This window comes from Aeromonas sp. 600479, assembly GCF_049175515.1.
GTDB lineage: Bacteria > Pseudomonadota > Gammaproteobacteria > Enterobacterales > Aeromonadaceae > Aeromonas > Aeromonas veronii_A.
In genome coordinates this window covers 1-16,982 of the sequence record NZ_JAAKVF010000002.1, presented here as the reverse complement: position 1 = coordinate 16,982, position 16,982 = coordinate 1, and the positions used below count along the sequence as shown (strand labels likewise).

16 protein-coding genes, 2 tRNA genes and 1 pseudogene are annotated in these 16,982 nt (G+C 58.2%); 10 read left to right on the top strand and 9 right to left on the bottom strand.

The window, feature by feature from the left end; genetic code table 11:
* Positions 1-80 precede the first annotated feature (80 nt).
* Complete coding sequence (locus G5149_RS02730; protein WP_337072549.1) at positions 81-1,055, top strand: ABC transporter substrate-binding protein; 975 nt, start codon at positions 81-83, stop codon at positions 1,053-1,055.
* Between the two features lie 73 nt (positions 1,056-1,128).
* Here the strand turns inward: G5149_RS02730 and G5149_RS02725 are convergent, their stop codons facing one another.
* From G5149_RS02725 to G5149_RS02715, 3 genes are all read right to left on the bottom strand, one after another.
* Positions 1,129-1,680, bottom strand: coding sequence for a hemerythrin domain-containing protein (locus G5149_RS02725; RefSeq protein ID WP_005343863.1), 552 nt, complete (start codon positions 1,678-1,680; stop codon positions 1,129-1,131).
* A 72-nt stretch (positions 1,681-1,752) separates the two neighbouring features.
* Positions 1,753-2,430: a uracil-DNA glycosylase gene (gene ung / locus G5149_RS02720; RefSeq protein ID WP_337072548.1), complete on the bottom strand. Its 678-nt coding sequence runs from the start codon at positions 2,428-2,430 to the stop codon at positions 1,753-1,755.
* 69 nt (positions 2,431-2,499) lie between these two features.
* On the bottom strand, positions 2,500-3,177 hold the full coding sequence (locus G5149_RS02715) for a substrate-binding periplasmic protein (RefSeq protein WP_236344800.1): 678 nt from the start codon (positions 3,175-3,177) through the stop codon (positions 2,500-2,502).
* A 429-nt stretch (positions 3,178-3,606) separates the two neighbouring features.
* Between G5149_RS02715 and grcA the strand changes: the two genes are divergently transcribed.
* The gene (grcA, locus tag G5149_RS02710) at positions 3,607-3,987 is read left to right on the top strand and encodes an autonomous glycyl radical cofactor GrcA (protein WP_005343856.1); all 381 of its coding nucleotides are present in this window, start codon (positions 3,607-3,609) and stop codon (positions 3,985-3,987) included.
* A gap of 148 nt (positions 3,988-4,135) precedes the next feature.
* Here the strand turns inward: grcA and kdsA are convergent, their stop codons facing one another.
* The 6 genes from kdsA to hemA form a co-directional block, all read right to left on the bottom strand.
* On the bottom strand, positions 4,136-4,990 hold the full coding sequence (gene kdsA, locus G5149_RS02705; protein ID WP_005334937.1) for a 3-deoxy-8-phosphooctulonate synthase: 855 nt from the start codon (positions 4,988-4,990) through the stop codon (positions 4,136-4,138).
* Between the two features lie 268 nt (positions 4,991-5,258).
* A complete protein-coding gene (locus G5149_RS02700) occupies positions 5,259-6,059 on the bottom strand; it encodes a SirB1 family protein (protein ID WP_216979294.1) in 801 nt (266 codons plus the stop codon).
* A 12-nt stretch (positions 6,060-6,071) separates the two neighbouring features.
* Positions 6,072-6,461 carry a SirB2 family protein gene (locus tag G5149_RS02695; RefSeq protein WP_288729540.1) on the bottom strand — a complete coding sequence of 130 codons (390 nt, stop codon included), beginning with the start codon at positions 6,459-6,461 and terminating at the stop codon, positions 6,072-6,074.
* Positions 6,462-6,518: 57 nt separating this feature from the next.
* Positions 6,519-7,370, bottom strand: coding sequence for a peptide chain release factor N(5)-glutamine methyltransferase (gene prmC, locus G5149_RS02690; protein WP_337072546.1), 852 nt, complete (start codon positions 7,368-7,370; stop codon positions 6,519-6,521).
* Between the two features lie 61 nt (positions 7,371-7,431).
* Positions 7,432-8,520 carry a peptide chain release factor 1 gene (gene prfA, locus G5149_RS02685; RefSeq protein ID WP_216979297.1) on the bottom strand — a complete coding sequence of 363 codons (1,089 nt, stop codon included), beginning with the start codon at positions 8,518-8,520 and terminating at the stop codon, positions 7,432-7,434.
* Between the two features lie 55 nt (positions 8,521-8,575).
* Positions 8,576-9,832, bottom strand: a complete 1,257-nt coding sequence (hemA, locus tag G5149_RS02680) for a glutamyl-tRNA reductase (RefSeq protein WP_337072545.1) — start codon at positions 9,830-9,832, stop codon at positions 8,576-8,578.
* Positions 9,833-9,958: 126 nt separating this feature from the next.
* On the opposite strand from hemA, the gene lolB reads away from it, so the two are divergent.
* The 8 genes and pseudogenes from lolB (at position 9,959) to G5149_RS02640 (ending at position 16,982) form a co-directional block, all read left to right on the top strand.
* Complete coding sequence (lolB, locus tag G5149_RS02675; RefSeq protein WP_421211474.1) at positions 9,959-10,537, top strand: lipoprotein insertase outer membrane protein LolB; 579 nt, start codon at positions 9,959-9,961, stop codon at positions 10,535-10,537.
* Positions 10,537-11,407, top strand: a pseudogene (gene ispE, locus G5149_RS02670) (4-(cytidine 5'-diphospho)-2-C-methyl-D-erythritol kinase). The gene lolB and the pseudogene ispE overlap by 1 nt, the downstream one beginning before the upstream one ends.
* A tRNA-Gln gene (locus G5149_RS02665) sits at positions 11,387-11,461 on the top strand. Before ispE ends, G5149_RS02665 begins: the two are co-directional and overlap by 21 nt.
* Positions 11,462-11,656: 195 nt before the next feature.
* Positions 11,657-12,604 (top strand): ribose-phosphate pyrophosphokinase, encoded by a 948-nt coding sequence (locus G5149_RS02660; RefSeq protein ID WP_005343846.1) that lies wholly within the window; start codon positions 11,657-11,659, stop codon positions 12,602-12,604.
* 116 nt (positions 12,605-12,720) lie between these two features.
* Positions 12,721-14,709: a bifunctional metallophosphatase/5'-nucleotidase gene (locus G5149_RS02655; protein ID WP_421211472.1), complete on the top strand. Its 1,989-nt coding sequence runs from the start codon at positions 12,721-12,723 to the stop codon at positions 14,707-14,709.
* A gap of 218 nt (positions 14,710-14,927) precedes the next feature.
* Positions 14,928-15,518 (top strand): aminoacyl-tRNA hydrolase, encoded by a 591-nt coding sequence (pth, locus tag G5149_RS02650; RefSeq protein ID WP_167574292.1) that lies wholly within the window; start codon positions 14,928-14,930, stop codon positions 15,516-15,518.
* 61 nt (positions 15,519-15,579) lie between these two features.
* A complete protein-coding gene (gene ychF / locus G5149_RS02645) occupies positions 15,580-16,671 on the top strand; it encodes a redox-regulated ATPase YchF (protein ID WP_005343844.1) in 1,092 nt (363 codons plus the stop codon).
* Positions 16,672-16,905: 234 nt separating this feature from the next.
* Positions 16,906-16,982 (top strand) — tRNA-Met (locus G5149_RS02640).

The window sequence follows — 16,982 nt, the reverse complement described above, 5'->3', positions numbered from 1 at the left end:
CACCGGTTTCGAGATGACAGCGTCAACCAAAACCGCCCATACTGAACAAGAACTCTCTCCCCCTCGACAAGGGACAACCCATGCGCACCTCCCTGCTGTTACTACTGCTCTCCACCTTCTCCCTGCCGCTCTGGGCCGCCAACATTCTGGTGATCAGCAGCTACCATCCCGAATACCTTTGGGACCAGAGCTACAACGAAGGTTTGCAAAAGGGGTTGCAGGGGGATCACAAGATCTCTCACTTCTATATGGATACGAAGCGCCATCCGCGGGAGGAGTTCGACGATATCGCTCAGCGGGCCATCGCTTTTTATCTGAAGAGCAAACCTGATCTGGTGGTGCTTGGCGATGACAATGCCATCAACTATCTGGCCAACGAGATCGCCTCGCTGGGTACCCCAGTGGTCTTTATTGGCATGAACGAAAACCCCCGCCTCAAAGGCTTTGTCGGCCATCCCAAGATCACCGGCGTGCTGGAGCGCCCCTTGCTCAAGCGCAATATCAGCGAGATCAGCCAGATGATGGGGGGGCTCGACAAGGCGCTGGTGCTGTTTGATTCGAGCAATGTGGCCCTCACCGCCATCGAGGATGAATTCAAGACACAGACCGAACTACGGGTAGGCCAGACCCGGGTCAACAGCCAGCTGATGGGTGATTACAGTCTCTGGCAAGAGTCGGTGCTCAATGCCAAGAAGAATGGCTATCAGGCAATCTTCCTCGGTCTCTACCACACGCTGGTCGATGATACTGGCAAGCATGTGAGCGAAAAGACGGTGCTGGAGTGGACCAGCGCCAACACGCCGGTGCCACTCTTCTGTTTCTGGGAGTTTACCGTCGGCAAGGGGATGGCCATCGGCGGGCTGGTGCTGGACGGCCACGATCAGGGGTTGCAGGCAGCGTCCCTCATCAACACCATACTGGCAGGCACCCTGCCCCGCACCATCTCCCCGCGAGCAGCCCTGCGCGGCGAATATGTCTTCAGCAAGAACGAGCTGGCCCGCTGGCAGCTCACCGTGCCCGACAAGTGGCGCTACAAGATCATATGGCGTGAGTAACAATAAATAACCCGGCATATTGGCCGGGTAATATCTGCACTGTCAGATGACTGATGACAAAAAGCTGCGATCGTCAGCTGACGTTAAAAGGCAGGGAGAGACGCTTGGCAAGCGCCTGGAAGTGCTGGCTGACCTCGGTGCCAAACAGGGGATCCCCAATAGCGCGGTTCTGCCAGTTTTGCTCCAGATGACGCCAGTCATCCTCGGTCAGGGAGTCACGCAGATGGGGGAAGATCACCCCCTCTTCGTAGTTCATGTGTGCCTCTTGCAGCTCCACGAAGCGCTCCAGCTTGGCGGTGAACTGATCGAGCGGGATCACCGCATCCATCAGGATCATCTCCACCATCTCCTTGAGCTCGGTCCCTGCTTCCAGCAACTTGAGATGCTCCTCATGCAAGCGGTTCGCGACATCCCCTTCTACCACCCGGTATTTCAGGTAGTAGTCATAGACAAGATCTTCCTTGGGGTGGTGATACTTGTCAGAGACCTCCCGCAGATAATCGATGACATCGCGCACCAGAAAATAGCTGATGGGCTGTTCGGCACGAATGGCAGCCAGCTTCTGCTTCAGCAGATCCAGCAGTCGGGCGATATTGAGGTGATCCTTGTGCAGACTCGATAACATGGGCACTCCTTGGCGCTGAAATAAAATGTTACTTTCCTGAGTATACGGTCATTTGTCGCCCGAACTTTGCACTCAATCAAGTGGGACGCAGACAGATTTCCACTCTATCGGACTCTTGCCCTGTTGTTCCAGCAGACGGTTGGTCTCGGAAAAGTGGCCACAGCCGATAAAACCACGATGAGCAGAAAGGGGGCTGGGGTGGGGCGCCGTCAACACATGGTGGCGTTGGCGGTCGATAAAACGTCCCTTTTTCTGGGCATGGGAGCCCCACAGAAGGAATACCACCCCGTTACAGCTGGCGTTGATCTGCTCAATGACCCGATCGGTGAAGGTTTCCCACCCAAGATGGGCATGAGAGTGTGCTTGACCGGCCTGCACCGTCAGCACTGTGTTGAGCAACAGAACCCCCTGCCTGGCCCAGGACTCCAGAAAACCGTGACTGGGTGTGACGAAACCTGGCAGGTCGCGCTGCATCTCTTTATAGATGTTGACCAGTGATGGGGGCGTACGCACCCCGGGCAGGACAGAGAAGCAGAGGCCATGTGCCTGATTGGGGCCGTGATAGGGATCCTGTCCCAGGATCACCACCTTGACCTGATCCAGTTCGGTCAATTTGAAGGCGTTGAATACATCGGCAGCAGGAGGATAAATCACCTTGCCTGCTTCCCGCTCGCTCCTGACGGTCGCCAGCGTACTCTTGAAATAGTCCTGCTCTTTCTCAGAGCCAATCACATCACTCCAGGTCAGCACCCCGGCCTCCTCACTTGATACGGCGAAGGGCTCAGGATAGGGGGGCAGCCCGCAAGACGCAACCGTAGCTCACACTTTCCAGAGCTTGGCGAGCCGGCCGGAGCGCTCCAGTTTGTGCAGGCCTGCGTTAAACAGCAACATCAAGCGGCGCGCATCGGGATCGGCCTTGCGCATCAGCAAGTATCCCGGTTGCGACCAGATGGGGTCGGCGGCGCCGGTCAGTGACAGCGATTGGGGATGACGAGAGAGTGCCTGCTGAAACAGAACCTGGGCCACCTGCTCATCCATAACCAGATAACGAATACGTCCGGTAAGTAGTTTCTCCATGCTCTCCTCATCGGAGTCGGACCACTCAAGCGCCAGCTCGGATTGCCTTGCAGCAAACCCTTCACCATAAAAATAGCCACGGGTAACCCCGACAGGCTCGTTTTTCAGCTCACCCATACTGACCAATGGCGAGCCGTTCAGCGCAAGCAGACGGGTCGTAAATTTGCCCAGCGATGCAGAGAGATAGAAGTACTGTTCGCGTTCGCGAGAGCGAAACCAGGGCATGGTAATCATATAACGCCCTTCAAGAGTCAGGCTGTATGCCTCAGCCCAGGGGTAGAAATGAAAGCTGACATCGACCCCCTGCTCGGCAAAAGCTTCGCGCACCACCTGACAGAGGAACCCCTGGTTGGGCAGCGACTCACTGATATAGGGCGGCCATTCGCCCACCGCAATGCGTACCGTTTCGGCCCGGACCACAGTCGTGATTGCCCAACAACAGAACAGGGCCAACCATCCCCACTTTCGCCACCTGATATTCACCCGACACTCTCCTTGCTTTCTGCTGAGTGTAGTCAACACCTCAATCCACCGCAGAAAAGCTGAAAAAGATGTAGTTAAATTACTAGATTAACGAGATAAAAGATGCATAATTTGGATATCTTACAAAATCAGAAAAATGACCTATTTTTGATTCAACTCAAGAATTTAATCCCATTGAAATGGCGCTTTGTCGGATTTTATTGATCCAGATCAATTTTGGTAATATTACCACCGTGGTATATATGACCCCATCAAAGCAAAGGTGTAAGGCAAGGGCCCTTTAAGTCACCGCAATTAACGGTAGCTTAAATACATCAGGGTAATTTCCTTACAGTTGGATTCGCGTTCCCATTGAGGAGTCATACCATGATCAAAGGCATTCAAATCACCCAAGCTGCCAACACCGCCCTGCTGAACTCTTTCTGGCTGCTGGACGAAGAGAAGCAACAGGCTCGCTGCATCTGTGTCAAAGGCGATGCCTTTGCTGCCGATCAGGAGGTAGCACTCTCTGACCTGGGCCAGTTCGAATACCGCGAGCTGCCTGTTCAGGCCGAACCGGCTGTTGAAGGTGGTCAGCACCTGAACGTCAACGTGCTGCGTCGCGAAACTCTGGAAGATGCTATCGAGAATCCGGAGAAGTACCCGCAGCTGACCATCCGCGTATCTGGCTACGCAGTGCGTTTCAACGCCCTGACCCCGGAACAGCAGCGTGACGTGGTTACCCGTACTTTCACCCAGAGCCTGTAATCAGCGTCCTGCAGTGAACCGCTGATATAGCGAGTATCAGCACAAAAAAAACGGCCGGTAGGCCGTTTTTTTATACGAGCTTTTCACTGGGTAAGCACAAAAAAACAAGGCCTCGCATTGCGAGGCCTTGTAATAAGTGCTTGCCCCATCAGGCAGAGGTATCGAGGGGTTCGAAGCCCTTGATCAGGTCATCAATGGCCTTCATCTGTTTGAGGAAGCCTTCCAGCTTCTCCAGCGGCAGAGCACTCGGACCATCACAACGGGCAATTTTCGGATCCGGGTGTGATTCGATAAAGAGACCGGCTAGACCGACTGCCATACCGGCGCGGGCCAGCTCGGTCACCTGCTCGCGACGGCCACCGGAGGCGGCACCCAGCGGGTCGCGGCACTGCAGGGAATGGGTCACGTCGAAGATCACCGGATAGCCGCCGGTACTCTTCTTCATCACGCCCAGACCCAACATGTCCACCACCAGGTTGTCGTAGCCAAAGTTGGCGCCACGCTCGCAGAGGATCAGCTGATCATTGCCGCACTCCTCGAACTTGTCGGTGATGTTCTTCATCTGGCTTGGGCTCAGGAACTGCGGCTTCTTGATGTTGATGACGTTGCCGGTGCGGGCCATCGCCTCCACCAGATCGGTCTGGCGTGCCAGGAAAGCGGGCAGCTGGATAACGTCCACCACCTCGGCAACCGGTTTGGCCTGATGGGGTTCGTGCAGATCGGAAATAACCGGCATGCCGAAGGTCGCTTTCAGCTCCTGAAAAATCTTCATCCCCTCTTCCAGACCCGGACCACGGTAGGAGTGGATGGAGGAGCGGTTGGCCTTATCCCAGCTCGCCTTGAAGACAAACGGGATGCCCAGCTTGCTGGTCACTTCCACATACTTCTCGCATACCGCCATCGCCATATCGCGGGATTCCAGCACGTTCATGCCGCCAAACAGCACGAACGGTTTGTCATTGGCAACATCGATCTGGTTGATCTTGATATTCTTCTGTTCCATCTAAGACTTCCTTAGTGAAGGGGCCTGAAGCCAAGTTAATCCGTTGCGACCGGACGCAGCGGCCTTGATATTCTTCTGTTTCGACTCCAAGACATCCTTAATGAAAGGGCCTGAAGCCAAGTTAGTCCGTTGCAGCCGGGCGCAGCGGCCTTGATATTCTTCTGTTTCGACTCCAAGAGCCCCTTAATGAAAGGGCCTGAAGCCAAGTTAGTCCATTGCGACCGGACACAGCAGCCTTGGTATTCTTCTGTGTCAGTTTCAAGCGTCCTTAATGAAGAGGCTTGGGGCTAAGATCCAGCGCAGCCAGTTGCACTTTCAGCACATCGGCTACCGGATCGTCCGGGCATTGCTCAATAAAGTATTCGAAATCGTCGGCAGCCTGGCGCGGGCAATCGAGCTGCTCGTAGATAAAGCCGCGATCCCGCGTCTCCAGGGGATCGCCGGGCTTCATCCGTAGAAGTAACTCGCTGCAGCGCAGAGCCTCGGGCATGCGATCTTCCCGCAGCAAGGCCCCCTTGCTGACGTTGAGCAGCCGTTCGATGATCTCCCACTGGCCAGAGGGCTGCAGGTAGTCCGGGGTCAGGGTGGCCAGATCGCCGAGCGCACCGCGCAGCAGCAGTTCAATACGGGCTAGGCTCAACTCGTCGCCGGTAAAGGGGTCGACATAGACCTCCCCTTCGCCACCAGCAAAGCTCACCAGGAAGTGACCCGGGAAACAGATCCCCTCCACATCGAGACCAATCTTGCGTCCCAACTGGATGATCAGGATACCGAGGCTGACGGGTATTCCCTTACGCTGCAGCAGCACCTGATTGATGTCGCAGTTGTCAGCCGAGAAATAATCCTGCCAGTCGCCGTAAAACCCGAGGCTCTGATAGAAACCGCGCAGCAGTTGCTGGCGCACCTCGTCGCAGGTCCCCTCTTCGATCTGCTCATCCAGCCACTCATCCAGCAGCTGCAGCTCGCGGATCCCCTGCTCGGCCGAGCCATAGATTTCATCGCTGACCGCCAGGGCCAGCTCGGTCAGCTCATGGGCTTCAAAATCGGTCCATTCGTCTATACGTAACATGCTTTTCATGCCTTAACCGAACAAACTCGCCTGTTTGAGCACTGCCAACTTGGCAATAAAGTAGATCCAGCCGAGCGCCCCCAGAAAGGAACACCAGCGCACCAGATTGCTTTTGGCCAACCGCAGCGCCATCGCCGCCAGAAAGACCAATACCAGGATCCCCGTCAACTTCTCGCTGAGCCAGGGAATGCCGTTATTGAGCGGGTTGAGACCCAGCACCACGCAGAGCAGTATGCCGGAGAGCACCACCAGTCCGTTGAGCAGACCGCTGGTTTTCAGCACGGGTGCGCTGAATGCCCGAGCGGAGCCGGCCTGAACCCAGTAAAAACGCAGCATAAACATCAGCACTGCCCCGCCAATCAGGGTGAGATGCAGATGTTTGAGCAAAAGATAGCTGTTCAATGTCAATCCTCGATGCAGAAGCCTCACCCCTGCCCGTCAAACTGGTAGTAAAGGGAGTCAGCAGGTCGGGCACATGCCCAGAGTGACCCGCTCGTTCTCCCCGTAATCACGCACCGTGGTTACGCTGCGATAGCCCAGATCCTGCAACAGCTGGCGCACCACCATCCCCTGATCCCAGCCATGTTCCAGCAGCAGCCACCCTTCGCAGTGCAGATGGGCCGGGGCATGGGTCGCAATATGGCGGATATCCGCCAGCCCCGATTCGTCCGCAACCAGCGCCGAGCGAGGTTCAAAGCGCACGTCACCCTGCTCGAGATGGGGATCGGCGCCGTCGATATAGGGGGGATTGGAGACAATCACCGCAAAACGTGGCGTCTTGTCGCGATCCGGCTCACCAAAGGGTTCGAACCAGCTGCCATCGCGCACCTCGATGGGTAACCCCAGCGCGGTGCTGTTCTCGCGGGCCAGCGCCGCGGCATCTGCCATCCGATCCACCGCCCACACATCAACTTCGGGCCGCTCGGACTTGAGCGCCAGCGCGATGGCACCTGTGCCGGTACCCAGATCCAGCACGGCGCAGGGCCCTTGCGGGATCTTCGCCAGCGCCTGTTCCACCAGCACCTCGGTATCGGGGCGCGGGATCAGGGTCGCTGGGCTCACTTTCAACGGCAACGACCAGAACTCCCGCTCGCCAACGAGATGAGCGATAGGCTCGCCGTTGAGACGACGGGCCAGCCACCCCTGCAGGATGGCCTGCTGGTCGGCATCCAGCTCACGCTCGGGCCAGGTCATCAGATAGCTGCGACGACAATCGAGCAGATGGCAGAGCAGTGCATCGGCATCGGCGCGGGGGGATTCCCCGCCCGCCAACACAGTCATGATATGGGCGCGGGCCTGCTGGATCTGCATCAACGCGGCCCTACCTTAATCGCGCTCTTCTGAATGCGAGCTTGCCGGTACTGCACTTGCATCAATTGCTCTCGGCCAAGGAGGCAAGCTGGTCGGCCTGATACTCCTGCACCAGCGGCGTGATGACGCAGTCCAAGTCCCCTTCCAAAATTTCGGAGAGACGGTACAGGGTGAGATTGATGCGGTGCTCGGAGAGACGGCCCTGCGGATAGTTGTAGGTCCGGATGCGCTCGGAGCGATCGCCGGAGCCCACCAGATTGCGGCGAGTGCTCTGCTCGGCGGCGCGGTGGCGCTCATCCTCGGCCGCTTGCAAGCGGGCGGAGAGAACTGACATCGCCTTGGCGCGGTTCTTGTGCTGGGAGCGCTCGTCCTGACATTCCACCACCAACCCGGTCGGCAGGTGGGTGATGCGGATGGCCGAGTCGGTCTTGTTGACATGCTGACCACCGGCACCGGAGGCGCGGAAGGTATCGATCTTCAAGTCGGCCGGATTGATCTCGATCTGCTCGGCTTCCGGTACTTCCGGCAACACGGCGACGGTACAGGCGGAGGTGTGCACTCGCCCCTGGGATTCGGTCTCCGGCACCCGCTGCACCCGGTGGCCACCGGATTCAAACTTGAGACGGCCGTAGACGCGCTCGCCATCGATCTTGGCGATCACCTCCTTATAACCACCATACTCCCCGTCATTACAGCTGACGATGGAGACGCGCCAGCCCTGACGCTCGGCAAACCGTGAATACATGCGGAACAGGTCGCCTGCAAAGATGGCCGCTTCGTCACCGCCGGCACCGGCCCGGATTTCCAGATAGCAGTTGTTGTCATCCTTGGGATCCTTGGGCAGCAGCATCACCTGCAGCTCCTGCTCCAACACCTCCAGATTGGCCTTGGCGAGCGGCAGCTCCTCCTGCGCCATCTCCCGCAGGTCGGCATCATCCTCTTCCAGCATCATCTGGGTCGTTTCCAGATCATCCTGCGCCTGACGAAAACGCTGGAAGGCGTGAACGATATCTTCCAGCTGGGCATATTCGCGGGTCAGGGCGCGATAGCGCTCCTGATCCGAGACCACGTCCGGCTCGCCGAGCATGGCCTGAACTTCTTCGTGGCGCTCGATGAGGCCTTCCAGCTTTCTGATCAGTGACGGATTCATAACTCTTGCTATCTCGAATGGAGGAGAGGGCCACCAGCATGGCAGCCCCGAACAATTACTCTTGTGACAATCCCAGTGCCTGTCGCAACCGGGACAGCGTACTCTCGTCGCCCCGGGAGGCCGCCTGGCGCAGGGCCTGGGTCGGTGCATGGATCAACTTGTTGGTGAGGCGGTGGGCCATCGCCTTGAGCGCCTGTTCGGCACTCTCGCCCTGCGCCAATGCCAGCAGGGCCCGTTGCAACTCTTCATCAGCCACTTGCTGTGACTGATGGCGGTAATCGCGAATGAGGTCGACCGAGCTCTGGCCGCGATACCAACCCATAAACTCGTCGCGCTCTTCCTGCACGATTACCTCGGCTTGTGCCGCGGCCCGTTTACGGGTTTCGAGGTTCTGCTCGATGATCCCCTGCAAATCGTCCACCGTGTAGAGATAGGCGTCGGAGAGCTCGTCCACTTCAGCCTCTATGTCACGCGGTACGGCGATATCCACCAGAAACATCGGCTTGAAACGACGAGCCTTGAGCGCCCGCTCCACCATCCCCTTGCCGATGATGGGCAAAGGGCTGGCGGTCGAGCTGATGACGATATCTGCCTCGTGCAGATAGTCGGGGATCTCTTCGAGCGTCATCACCTGGGCGCCAAATTCGGCCGCCAGGGTCTGGGCGCGCTGCAGGGTGCGGTTGGCCACCATCATCCGGGTGACATTCTGCTCGCGCAAATGGCGAGCCACCAGTTCGATGGTCTCTCCAGCCCCGACCAGTAACACCCTGGTCTGGGAGAGATCGGCAAAAATACGACGACCAAGGCTGACAGCGGCAAACGCCACCGACACGGCACTCGCGCCAATCTCGGTATCGGTACGCACCCGTTTGGCCACCGAAAAAGATTTCTGGAACAGCCGCTCCAGCGCCCCCTTCACCGATTCCGCCTGCTGGGCATGTGCGTAGGATTGCTTGATCTGCCCCAGGATCTGCGGCTCCCCCAGCACCAGCGAATCGAGCCCGCATGCCACCCGCATCAGGTGGCGTACCGCCTCTTCGTCATGGTGTTGATAGATGGCACTAACCAGCTCGGCAGCATCCAGCCCGTGGAATTGCTGCAGCCAGCGCAACACCTCGCCCTGCTGCTCGCCATCCAGATTGCAGTAAAGCTCGGTACGGTTGCAGGTGGAGACGATCACCGCCTCGTTGATGCCGGGCTGGTTCACCAGCTCACGCAAGGCGCGATCGATGCAGTCCGGGCCAAAAGCGACCCGCTCCCGCAAGGCGACACTGGCGGTGTTGTGGTTGATTCCGAGGGCAAGCAAACTCATGAGTGGGCGACGATCATTTCTTACGCTGGGTGCAAAGGCTGCCAATTGTACGAGAAAGGGTAAGTCTTTAAAAGCAATACGGCCGCCCCTTATACTGTGGCAAATTTCTCTCTCTGGAGCCTTGCCGTGCAGCTGCGTATTTTTACCCTCGCCTGTCTGTTAATCCTTGGCGGTTGTGCCACTACCCAACCCCAGCGTGACCAGGTGAACTGGAACCAGGAGCGGACCCGTCTCGAGCAGCTGACCCACTGGCAGCTATCCGGCAAGATGGCCATCATCACGCCCCAGCAAAAGGGCAGCGCCCGTCTCAACTGGCAGCAAGATGGGGAGGATTATCGCCTCAACCTCACCAGCCTGATCGGCACCAGCATTCTCGAGCTATCCCGCAGCAAGGGGGAGATCACCCTGCTCGACAGCGACGGTAATCGCCACCATAGCCAGGATGCCGAAGCACTGATCTATCAGCTCACCGGCTGGAATATTCCGGTCGCCGGACTGCCGGAGTGGATCAAGGGATTGCCGGGTGAGGCGGAGTTTGAACTCAACCCCGACAGCAGTCTGGCCAGCGTGCGCGACGGCCAGTGGCAGATCGTCTATGGCGATTATCGGGATCAGGATGGCTACCGCCTGCCGCACCAGCTGACCATGACCGGCCAGAACAGCCGCCTCAAGCTTCAGATCAACCAATGGACTCTTGCACGTTAATGGCTTCCACACGCTGGCCGGCACCGGCCAAACTCAACCTGTTTCTACACGTCAATGGCCGTCGTCCCGATGGCTATCACGAGCTGCAGACCCTGTTTATCTTCCTCAACCACAGCGACTGGCTCGAGTTCGAGGTGATACCGAATAGCGACACACTCACCCTGAGCCCGGCCATTCCCGGGGTGCCGGATGAGCAGAATCTGATTATTCGGGCGGCACGGCTGCTGCAAACAACCCTGCCGAGCCCGCAAGGTGCCCATATCCGGCTGGAGAAAGTGCTGCCCATGGGGGGCGGCATTGGCGGCGGTTCGTCCGATGCAGCGACCACGCTGGTAGCGCTTAACCACCTCTGGCAAGCGGGTTTGAGTGAAGATGAACTGGCAGCGCTTGGCGTCCAGCTGGGGGCCGATGTGCCGGTGTTTGTCCGTGGCAAGGCGGCCTTTGCCGAAGGAGTGGGTGAGCGGCTGCAACCGGTCGAACTGCCCGATGCCTGGTATCTGGTGCTCAAGCCCGATTGCCATGTGGCGACCGCGGCCGTATTCCAGGATCCGGAGCTGCCGAGAGCCACGCCGAAAATGGCGCTGGACAACCTGCTGGAAGGCGAGTGGAAAAACGATTGCGAATCACTGGTGAAAAAGCGCCACCCCGAGGTTGCCAATGCGCTCGGCTGGTTGCTAGAATACGCGCCGTCAAGAATGACGGGCACAGGAGCCTGCGTCTTTGCTCAATTTGAAGACGAAGTGACTGCTCGGGAAGTGTTGGCCTGCGTGCCGAAGGGACTTGATGGGTTTGTCGCCAAGGGCGAGAACATATCACCTCTCTTCTCCACATTGCAACAGTTCAAATGATTGGGGTATCGCCAAGCGGTAAGGCAGCGGGTTTTGATCTCGCCATTCCTAGGTTCGAATCCTAGTACCCCAGCCAATTTTACCGAACGGTATTGATGATGATTAACGTGGCCGGTTTTGCACTCGGCCACGGATTCGGGTTACCGGTATCATCACAATCATTGGGCAGCAGACACCTTGTACGTTATCTTGATAAATCGTTTGCCCCAAAACGATAGGGTCTGATTTCAGACTCCCCCACATACTGGATGCAACCCCGAGGTTTCAAACCGTGCCTGACATGAAGCTGTTTGCTGGTAACGCAACGCCGGAACTAGCCCAGAAGATCGCAGATCGCCTGTTTATCAAACTCGGCAATGCTGCCGTAGGTCGCTTTAGCGACGGCGAGATCAGCGTACAGATCAATGAGAATGTACGTGGTGGCGATATCTTCATCATTCAATCCACCTGTGCCCCGACCAACGACAATTTGATGGAATTGATCGTCATGGTGGATGCTCTGCGTCGTGCTTCAGCTGGCCGTATCACTGCCGTTATCCCCTACTTTGGTTATGCCCGTCAGGACCGCCGCGTCCGCTCCGCCCGTGTACCCATCACCGCCAAGGTTGTCGCTGACTTCCTCTCCAGCGTCGGTGTGGATCGCGTGCTGACCGTTGACCTGCATGCCGAGCAAATTCAAGGTTTCTTCGACGTTCCGGTAGACAACGTGTTCGGTAGCCCGGTGCTGCTGGAAGACATGAAGTCCAAGAACCTCGAGTCTCCTGTCGTTGTCTCCCCGGACATCGGTGGCGTCGTGCGTGCCCGCGCCATCGCCAAGCTGCTGGATGACACCGACATCGCCATCATCGACAAGCGCCGTCCCCGCCCGAACGTCTCCCAGGTCATGCACCTGATCGGTGACGTTGCCGGCCGCGACTGCATCATCGTTGATGACATGATCGACACCGGCGGCACTCTGTGCAAAGCCGCAGAGGCCCTGAAAGAGCGCGGTGCCAAGCGTGTATTCGCCTACGCTACCCACCCGGTCTTCTCCGGTTCCGCCGTCGAGAACATCAAGAACTCCGTGATCGACGAACTGATCATCACCGACTCCATCCCGCTCACTGCGGAGATGAAAGCGGTAGGCAAGGTCAAGCAGCTGACGCTGTCAACTGTACTGGCCGAAGCCATTCGTCGCATCAGCAACGAAGAGTCCATCTCTGCCATGTTTGAGCATTGATAGATTCAGCAATAACGAAAACCGCCATCAGGCGGTTTTCGTCTTTCTGGACCTTCTCTTTCCAACTTTCTGCTATCTGGTACGACCCTGCCCCCGGCAGGCTTAAGGATTTACCCATGAATTGCTTGCGTCCCCTCCTGCTCGCGACCCTCACCTCCGCCCTGTTCGCCTGTCAGCCCGCCAAAGAGAACCCGCCCTTCGTGCTGACCCTGGCTCACATGAACGACACCCACTCCCAGTTTGATCCGGTCAATGCCGAGATCAAAGGGCAGATCTTTACCCAGCAGGGGGAGACGGACACCCTCTATACCCGCTTTGGCGGTTACCCGCGCCTGCTGACCATGGCGAAAGCCTATCAGGCCGATGCGCTGGCCAAGAACCAGCCCTTGCTGCTGCTGCACGGCGGTGATGCCTGGCAGGGCAGCGGCTACTTCAAACTCAACGAGGGGATGGCCAACGCCGAGTTGCTGAGCCAGTTCGGCCTCGATGCCATGGCGCTGGGCAACCACGAGTTCGATCTCGACAACCAGAAGCTGGCCCGCTTCATCGAGGGGGTCAACTTCCCGGTGCTGGCCGCCAACCTCGACACCAAGTCCGATCCGGCCCTCAGCAAGGCTGACAACCTCAAGCCCTTCGTGGTCTACGCCTTTGACGGCAACCAGAAGAGCCCGGTCACCGATCTCGACAACCTGCCACAAGGCAAACAGCTGGTCGCCGTCATCGGTCTGGTGCTGGAAGACATGGGCAACATAGCCCCCAACGTCGGCAAGCTGCGCTTTGGTAAGGAGGTCGCCTCGGCTCAGGCTACGGTCGACATGCTGCAAGCCAAGGGGATCCATCAAATCGTGGCACTCACCCACATCGGTAACGAGCGGGATCTGGCGCTGGCCGCCAAGGTAAACGGCCTCGATGCCATCGTCGGCGGCCACTCCCACAGCTTGCTCGGCGATTTTCGCAATATCGGCTGGGGCAAGACAGGCGATTACGCCAAGCTGGTGACCAATCCGGATGGCATCGGCAAGACCTGCGTGGTGCAGGCGGGCTCCTACGCCCAGGCCATCGGTCTGGCACAGGTGACCTTTGACAGCCAGGGTCAGGTGACCGACTGCCAAGGCCACAACAGCCTGCTGGCCAGCCGCGACTTCTTCGCCGATGCGGCGCGCAAGCAAGCACTCGACGACGCCCGCAGCAAAGAGGCGAGCCAGTTTGTCGACAACCAGCCCAATCTGGTGACCGTGGATGAAGATCCGCGCCTGCGCGGCATCATCGACAGCCACTACAAACCGGCGCTAGAGAAAGCCTACGGCCCGGTGATCGGCACCATCCCCGAGCAGCTGCAAAATGCCCGTCGTCCCGGTGACAACGGCAGCGACAGCCACGGCTCAGATGTAGCGCCGCTGGTTGCCGAAGGGGAGTTCTACTGGGCCAATACCCCAGCAGTGCAAGCCCTGACCGGCGGCCCGGTCGATTTTTCTCTGGTTGCGGTGGGCGGCGTGCGCGCCGACCTGCCCGCTGGCGAATGGCGCGAGGGGGACAGCTCCCTCACCCTGCTGCCGTTCAAGAACCAGCTCTCGGTGCTGACCCTGACCGGTGCCGAGGTGCGCGCCCTGCTGACCGAGACCATCACCGCCACCCTGCCCGCCAGCGCCCATGCCGGCAAGTTCCCCTATGGCGGTAACCTGCGTTACACCTTCCAGGAGACCGACGCAGGCAAGGCGGGCACTCTGACCCAATTGCAGCGCAAAACCGCAAGCGGCGAGTGGCAGGATCTGGTGGATAGCCAGCGCTATCGGGTGGTGATGAACGCCTACAGCGCCAACGGCAACGATGGCTGGCAGGCACTGGCCAATGCCCAGCGTCAGAAGAGCGAGCGGGTCGATATCGCCAGCGTCAATGGCAAGTTGACCGCCTTCCCGGTGTTGAAAGTGGCACAAAACGGCGAACTGCTGAGCGCCGTCTATGCCCCGGACCAGGCCCTCGATTGCAAGGCCAGCGGCGTGGATTGTGGCACCGATGCAGCCTCTTTCGTGGAGTATGTGCGCGATGCCCGTCCCACCCTGACCGCACTGGATGAAGAGACCGTCACCTTGCTGCGTGCCAAATAACGACGGTAGTCAACCGGGCACAATCCATCGGTAAACTGAAACGGGCCTCTTGCAAGAGGCCCGTTTGCCCACCGTTAGCCACCCATTGGCCGCAATAATGCTGCAAATCCCGCCATAACATGCGCATTGGTTGAGTGATCGCCACTCGGCGGCTAGAATATTGCGTCCTATTGCCCTGGGTAGTGTGCCCACGGCAGCTGCGAGTGAAGACATCAAGCGTGACAAGCGAAATCAAACTGATCGTCGGACTGGGCAACCCCGGCCCGGAATATGCCAAGACCCGCCACAATGCGGGCGCCTGGTATGTGGAGCAACTGGCCCGCTGGCACAATGTTAGCCTGCGTGAAGAACCCAAGTTCTTCGGCCATACTGCCCGCATCCTGGTCGAGGGGCAGGATGTGCGGCTGCTCATCCCGAACACCTACATGAACCTCTCTGGCAAGGCGGTGGCCGCACTGGCGCGTTTTTATCAGATTGAGCCGGAAGCGATGCTGGTGGCCCATGACGAACTGGATCTGCCGCCGGGCATCGCCAAGTTCAAGCAGGGTGGTGGTCATGGTGGACATAACGGCCTCAAGGACATCATCGCCAAAATGGGCAACAACAATAACTTCTTCCGGCTGCGTCTCGGGATCGGCCATCCCGGCAGCAAAGAGCAGGTGGCTGGCTTCGTCCTGACCAAGGCCCCCAGCAGTGAACAGAACCTGATCGACGCCGCGCTGGACGAATCCCTGCGCGCCACCGATATCCTGTTCAAACAAGATATGACCAAGGCCATGAATCGCTTGCACAGCTTCAAAGCCGAATAAAGCATGACACGGGCCGCCTACGGGCGAGCCTCACAGCATCCATCAAGTAAGGTAACAATCCATGGGTTTTAAATGCGGTATCGTGGGCCTGCCCAATGTAGGCAAATCCACCCTGTTCAACGCACTGACCAAGGCCGGTATCGAAGCCGCCAACTTCCCGTTCTGCACCATCGAGCCGAACACAGGTGTGGTGCCGATGCCGGATCCCCGCCTCGATCAGCTGGCTGCCATCATCAATCCGCAGCGCGTTGTGCCGACCACCATGGAATTTGTGGACATCGCCGGTCTGGTTGCCGGTGCCTCCAAGGGTGAAGGTCTGGGTAACCAGTTCCTGGCCAACATCCGTGAAACCGAAGCGATCGGCCACGTAGTGCGCTGCTTCGACGACGAGAACATCATTCACGTTGCCGGCAAGGTCTCCCCTGCTGACGACATCGAAGTGATCAACACCGAGCTGGCCCTGTCGGATCTGGACGCCTGCGAGCGCGCCATTCACCGCCAGTCCAAGCGCGCCAAAGGCGGCGACAAGGATGCCAAGCTTGAAGTAGAAGTGCTTGAGAAGATCAAGGTCGCACTGGAAAACGGCCAGATGATCCGCGGCATGAAGCTGGATAAAGAAGAGCTGGCCGCCGTGAGCCACCTCAACTTCCTGACCCTGAAACCAACCATGTATATCGCCAACGTGGCGGAAGATGGCTTCGAGAACAACCCCTATCTGGACAAGGTGCGTGAAATCGCCGCCGCCGAGAACGCGGTCGTGGTCGTGGTCTGCTGTGCCATCGAAGCCGACATCGCCGAACTGGACGACGAAGATCGCGCCGAGTTCATGGCTGACCTTGGTATCGAAGAGCCGGGCCTGAACCGCGTGATCCGCTCCGGCTACCAGCTGCTCAACCTGCAGACCTACTTCACCGCCGGTGTGAAAGAGGTGCGCGCCTGGACTATTCCGGTCGGAGCTACTGCCCCGCAAGCGGCTGGCAAGATCCACACTGACTTTGAAAAAGGCTTTATTCGCGCCCAAACCATCGCTTTTGAAGACTTTATTACCTACAAGGGTGAGCAAGGCGCCAAGGAAGCGGGCAAGATGCGCGCTGAAGGGAAAGATTACATCGTCAAAGATGGCGATATCATGAACTTCCTGTTCAACGTCTAATCCCATGACAGGCCAGCATTTGCTGGCCTGTTTTTTATCGAGCAGAGTCAGCTATCTGCCAGTCATGCTTTAAAAAAAACCAGATTGTCGGGCTTTTGCGCAACAGAGGCCAATATCTGGTCAAACGCACTCAAATTGCGTTTTTCTGGCAAAAAAAGGGTTGACGCCCCAGAGCCAGATACGCATAATTCGGCCCGCACGGTGACGAGGCAACGACTCACCGGAAGCAAGGTTGGCTATGTAGCTCAGTTGGTTAGAGCATCGCACTCATAATGCGGGGGTCACAGGTTCGAATCCCGTCATAGCCACCA

Bases quoted from the DNA above. Each gene is read 5' to 3' on its own strand.
- grcA (WP_005343856.1), top strand. From the start codon at position 3,607: ATGATCAAAGGCATTCAAATCACCCAAGCTGCCAACACCGCCCTGCTG.
- G5149_RS02655 (WP_421211472.1), top strand. From the start codon at position 12,721: ATGAATTGCTTGCGTCCCCTCCTGCTCGCGACCCTCACCTCCGCCCTG.
- prmC (WP_337072546.1), bottom strand. From the start codon at position 7,370: ATGCAGATCCAGCAGGCCCGCGCCCATATCATGACTGTGTTGGCGGGC.
- hemA (WP_337072545.1), bottom strand. From the start codon at position 9,832: ATGAGTTTGCTTGCCCTCGGAATCAACCACAACACCGCCAGTGTCGCC.
- kdsA (WP_005334937.1), bottom strand. From the start codon at position 4,990: ATGGAACAGAAGAATATCAAGATCAACCAGATCGATGTTGCCAATGAC.
- prfA (WP_216979297.1), bottom strand. From the start codon at position 8,520: ATGAATCCGTCACTGATCAGAAAGCTGGAAGGCCTCATCGAGCGCCAC.
- ychF (WP_005343844.1), top strand. From the start codon at position 15,580: ATGGGTTTTAAATGCGGTATCGTGGGCCTGCCCAATGTAGGCAAATCC.
- G5149_RS02730 (WP_337072549.1), top strand. From the start codon at position 81: ATGCGCACCTCCCTGCTGTTACTACTGCTCTCCACCTTCTCCCTGCCG.
- G5149_RS02725 (WP_005343863.1), bottom strand. From the start codon at position 1,680: ATGTTATCGAGTCTGCACAAGGATCACCTCAATATCGCCCGACTGCTG.
- G5149_RS02700 (WP_216979294.1), bottom strand. From the start codon at position 6,059: ATGTTACGTATAGACGAATGGACCGATTTTGAAGCCCATGAGCTGACC.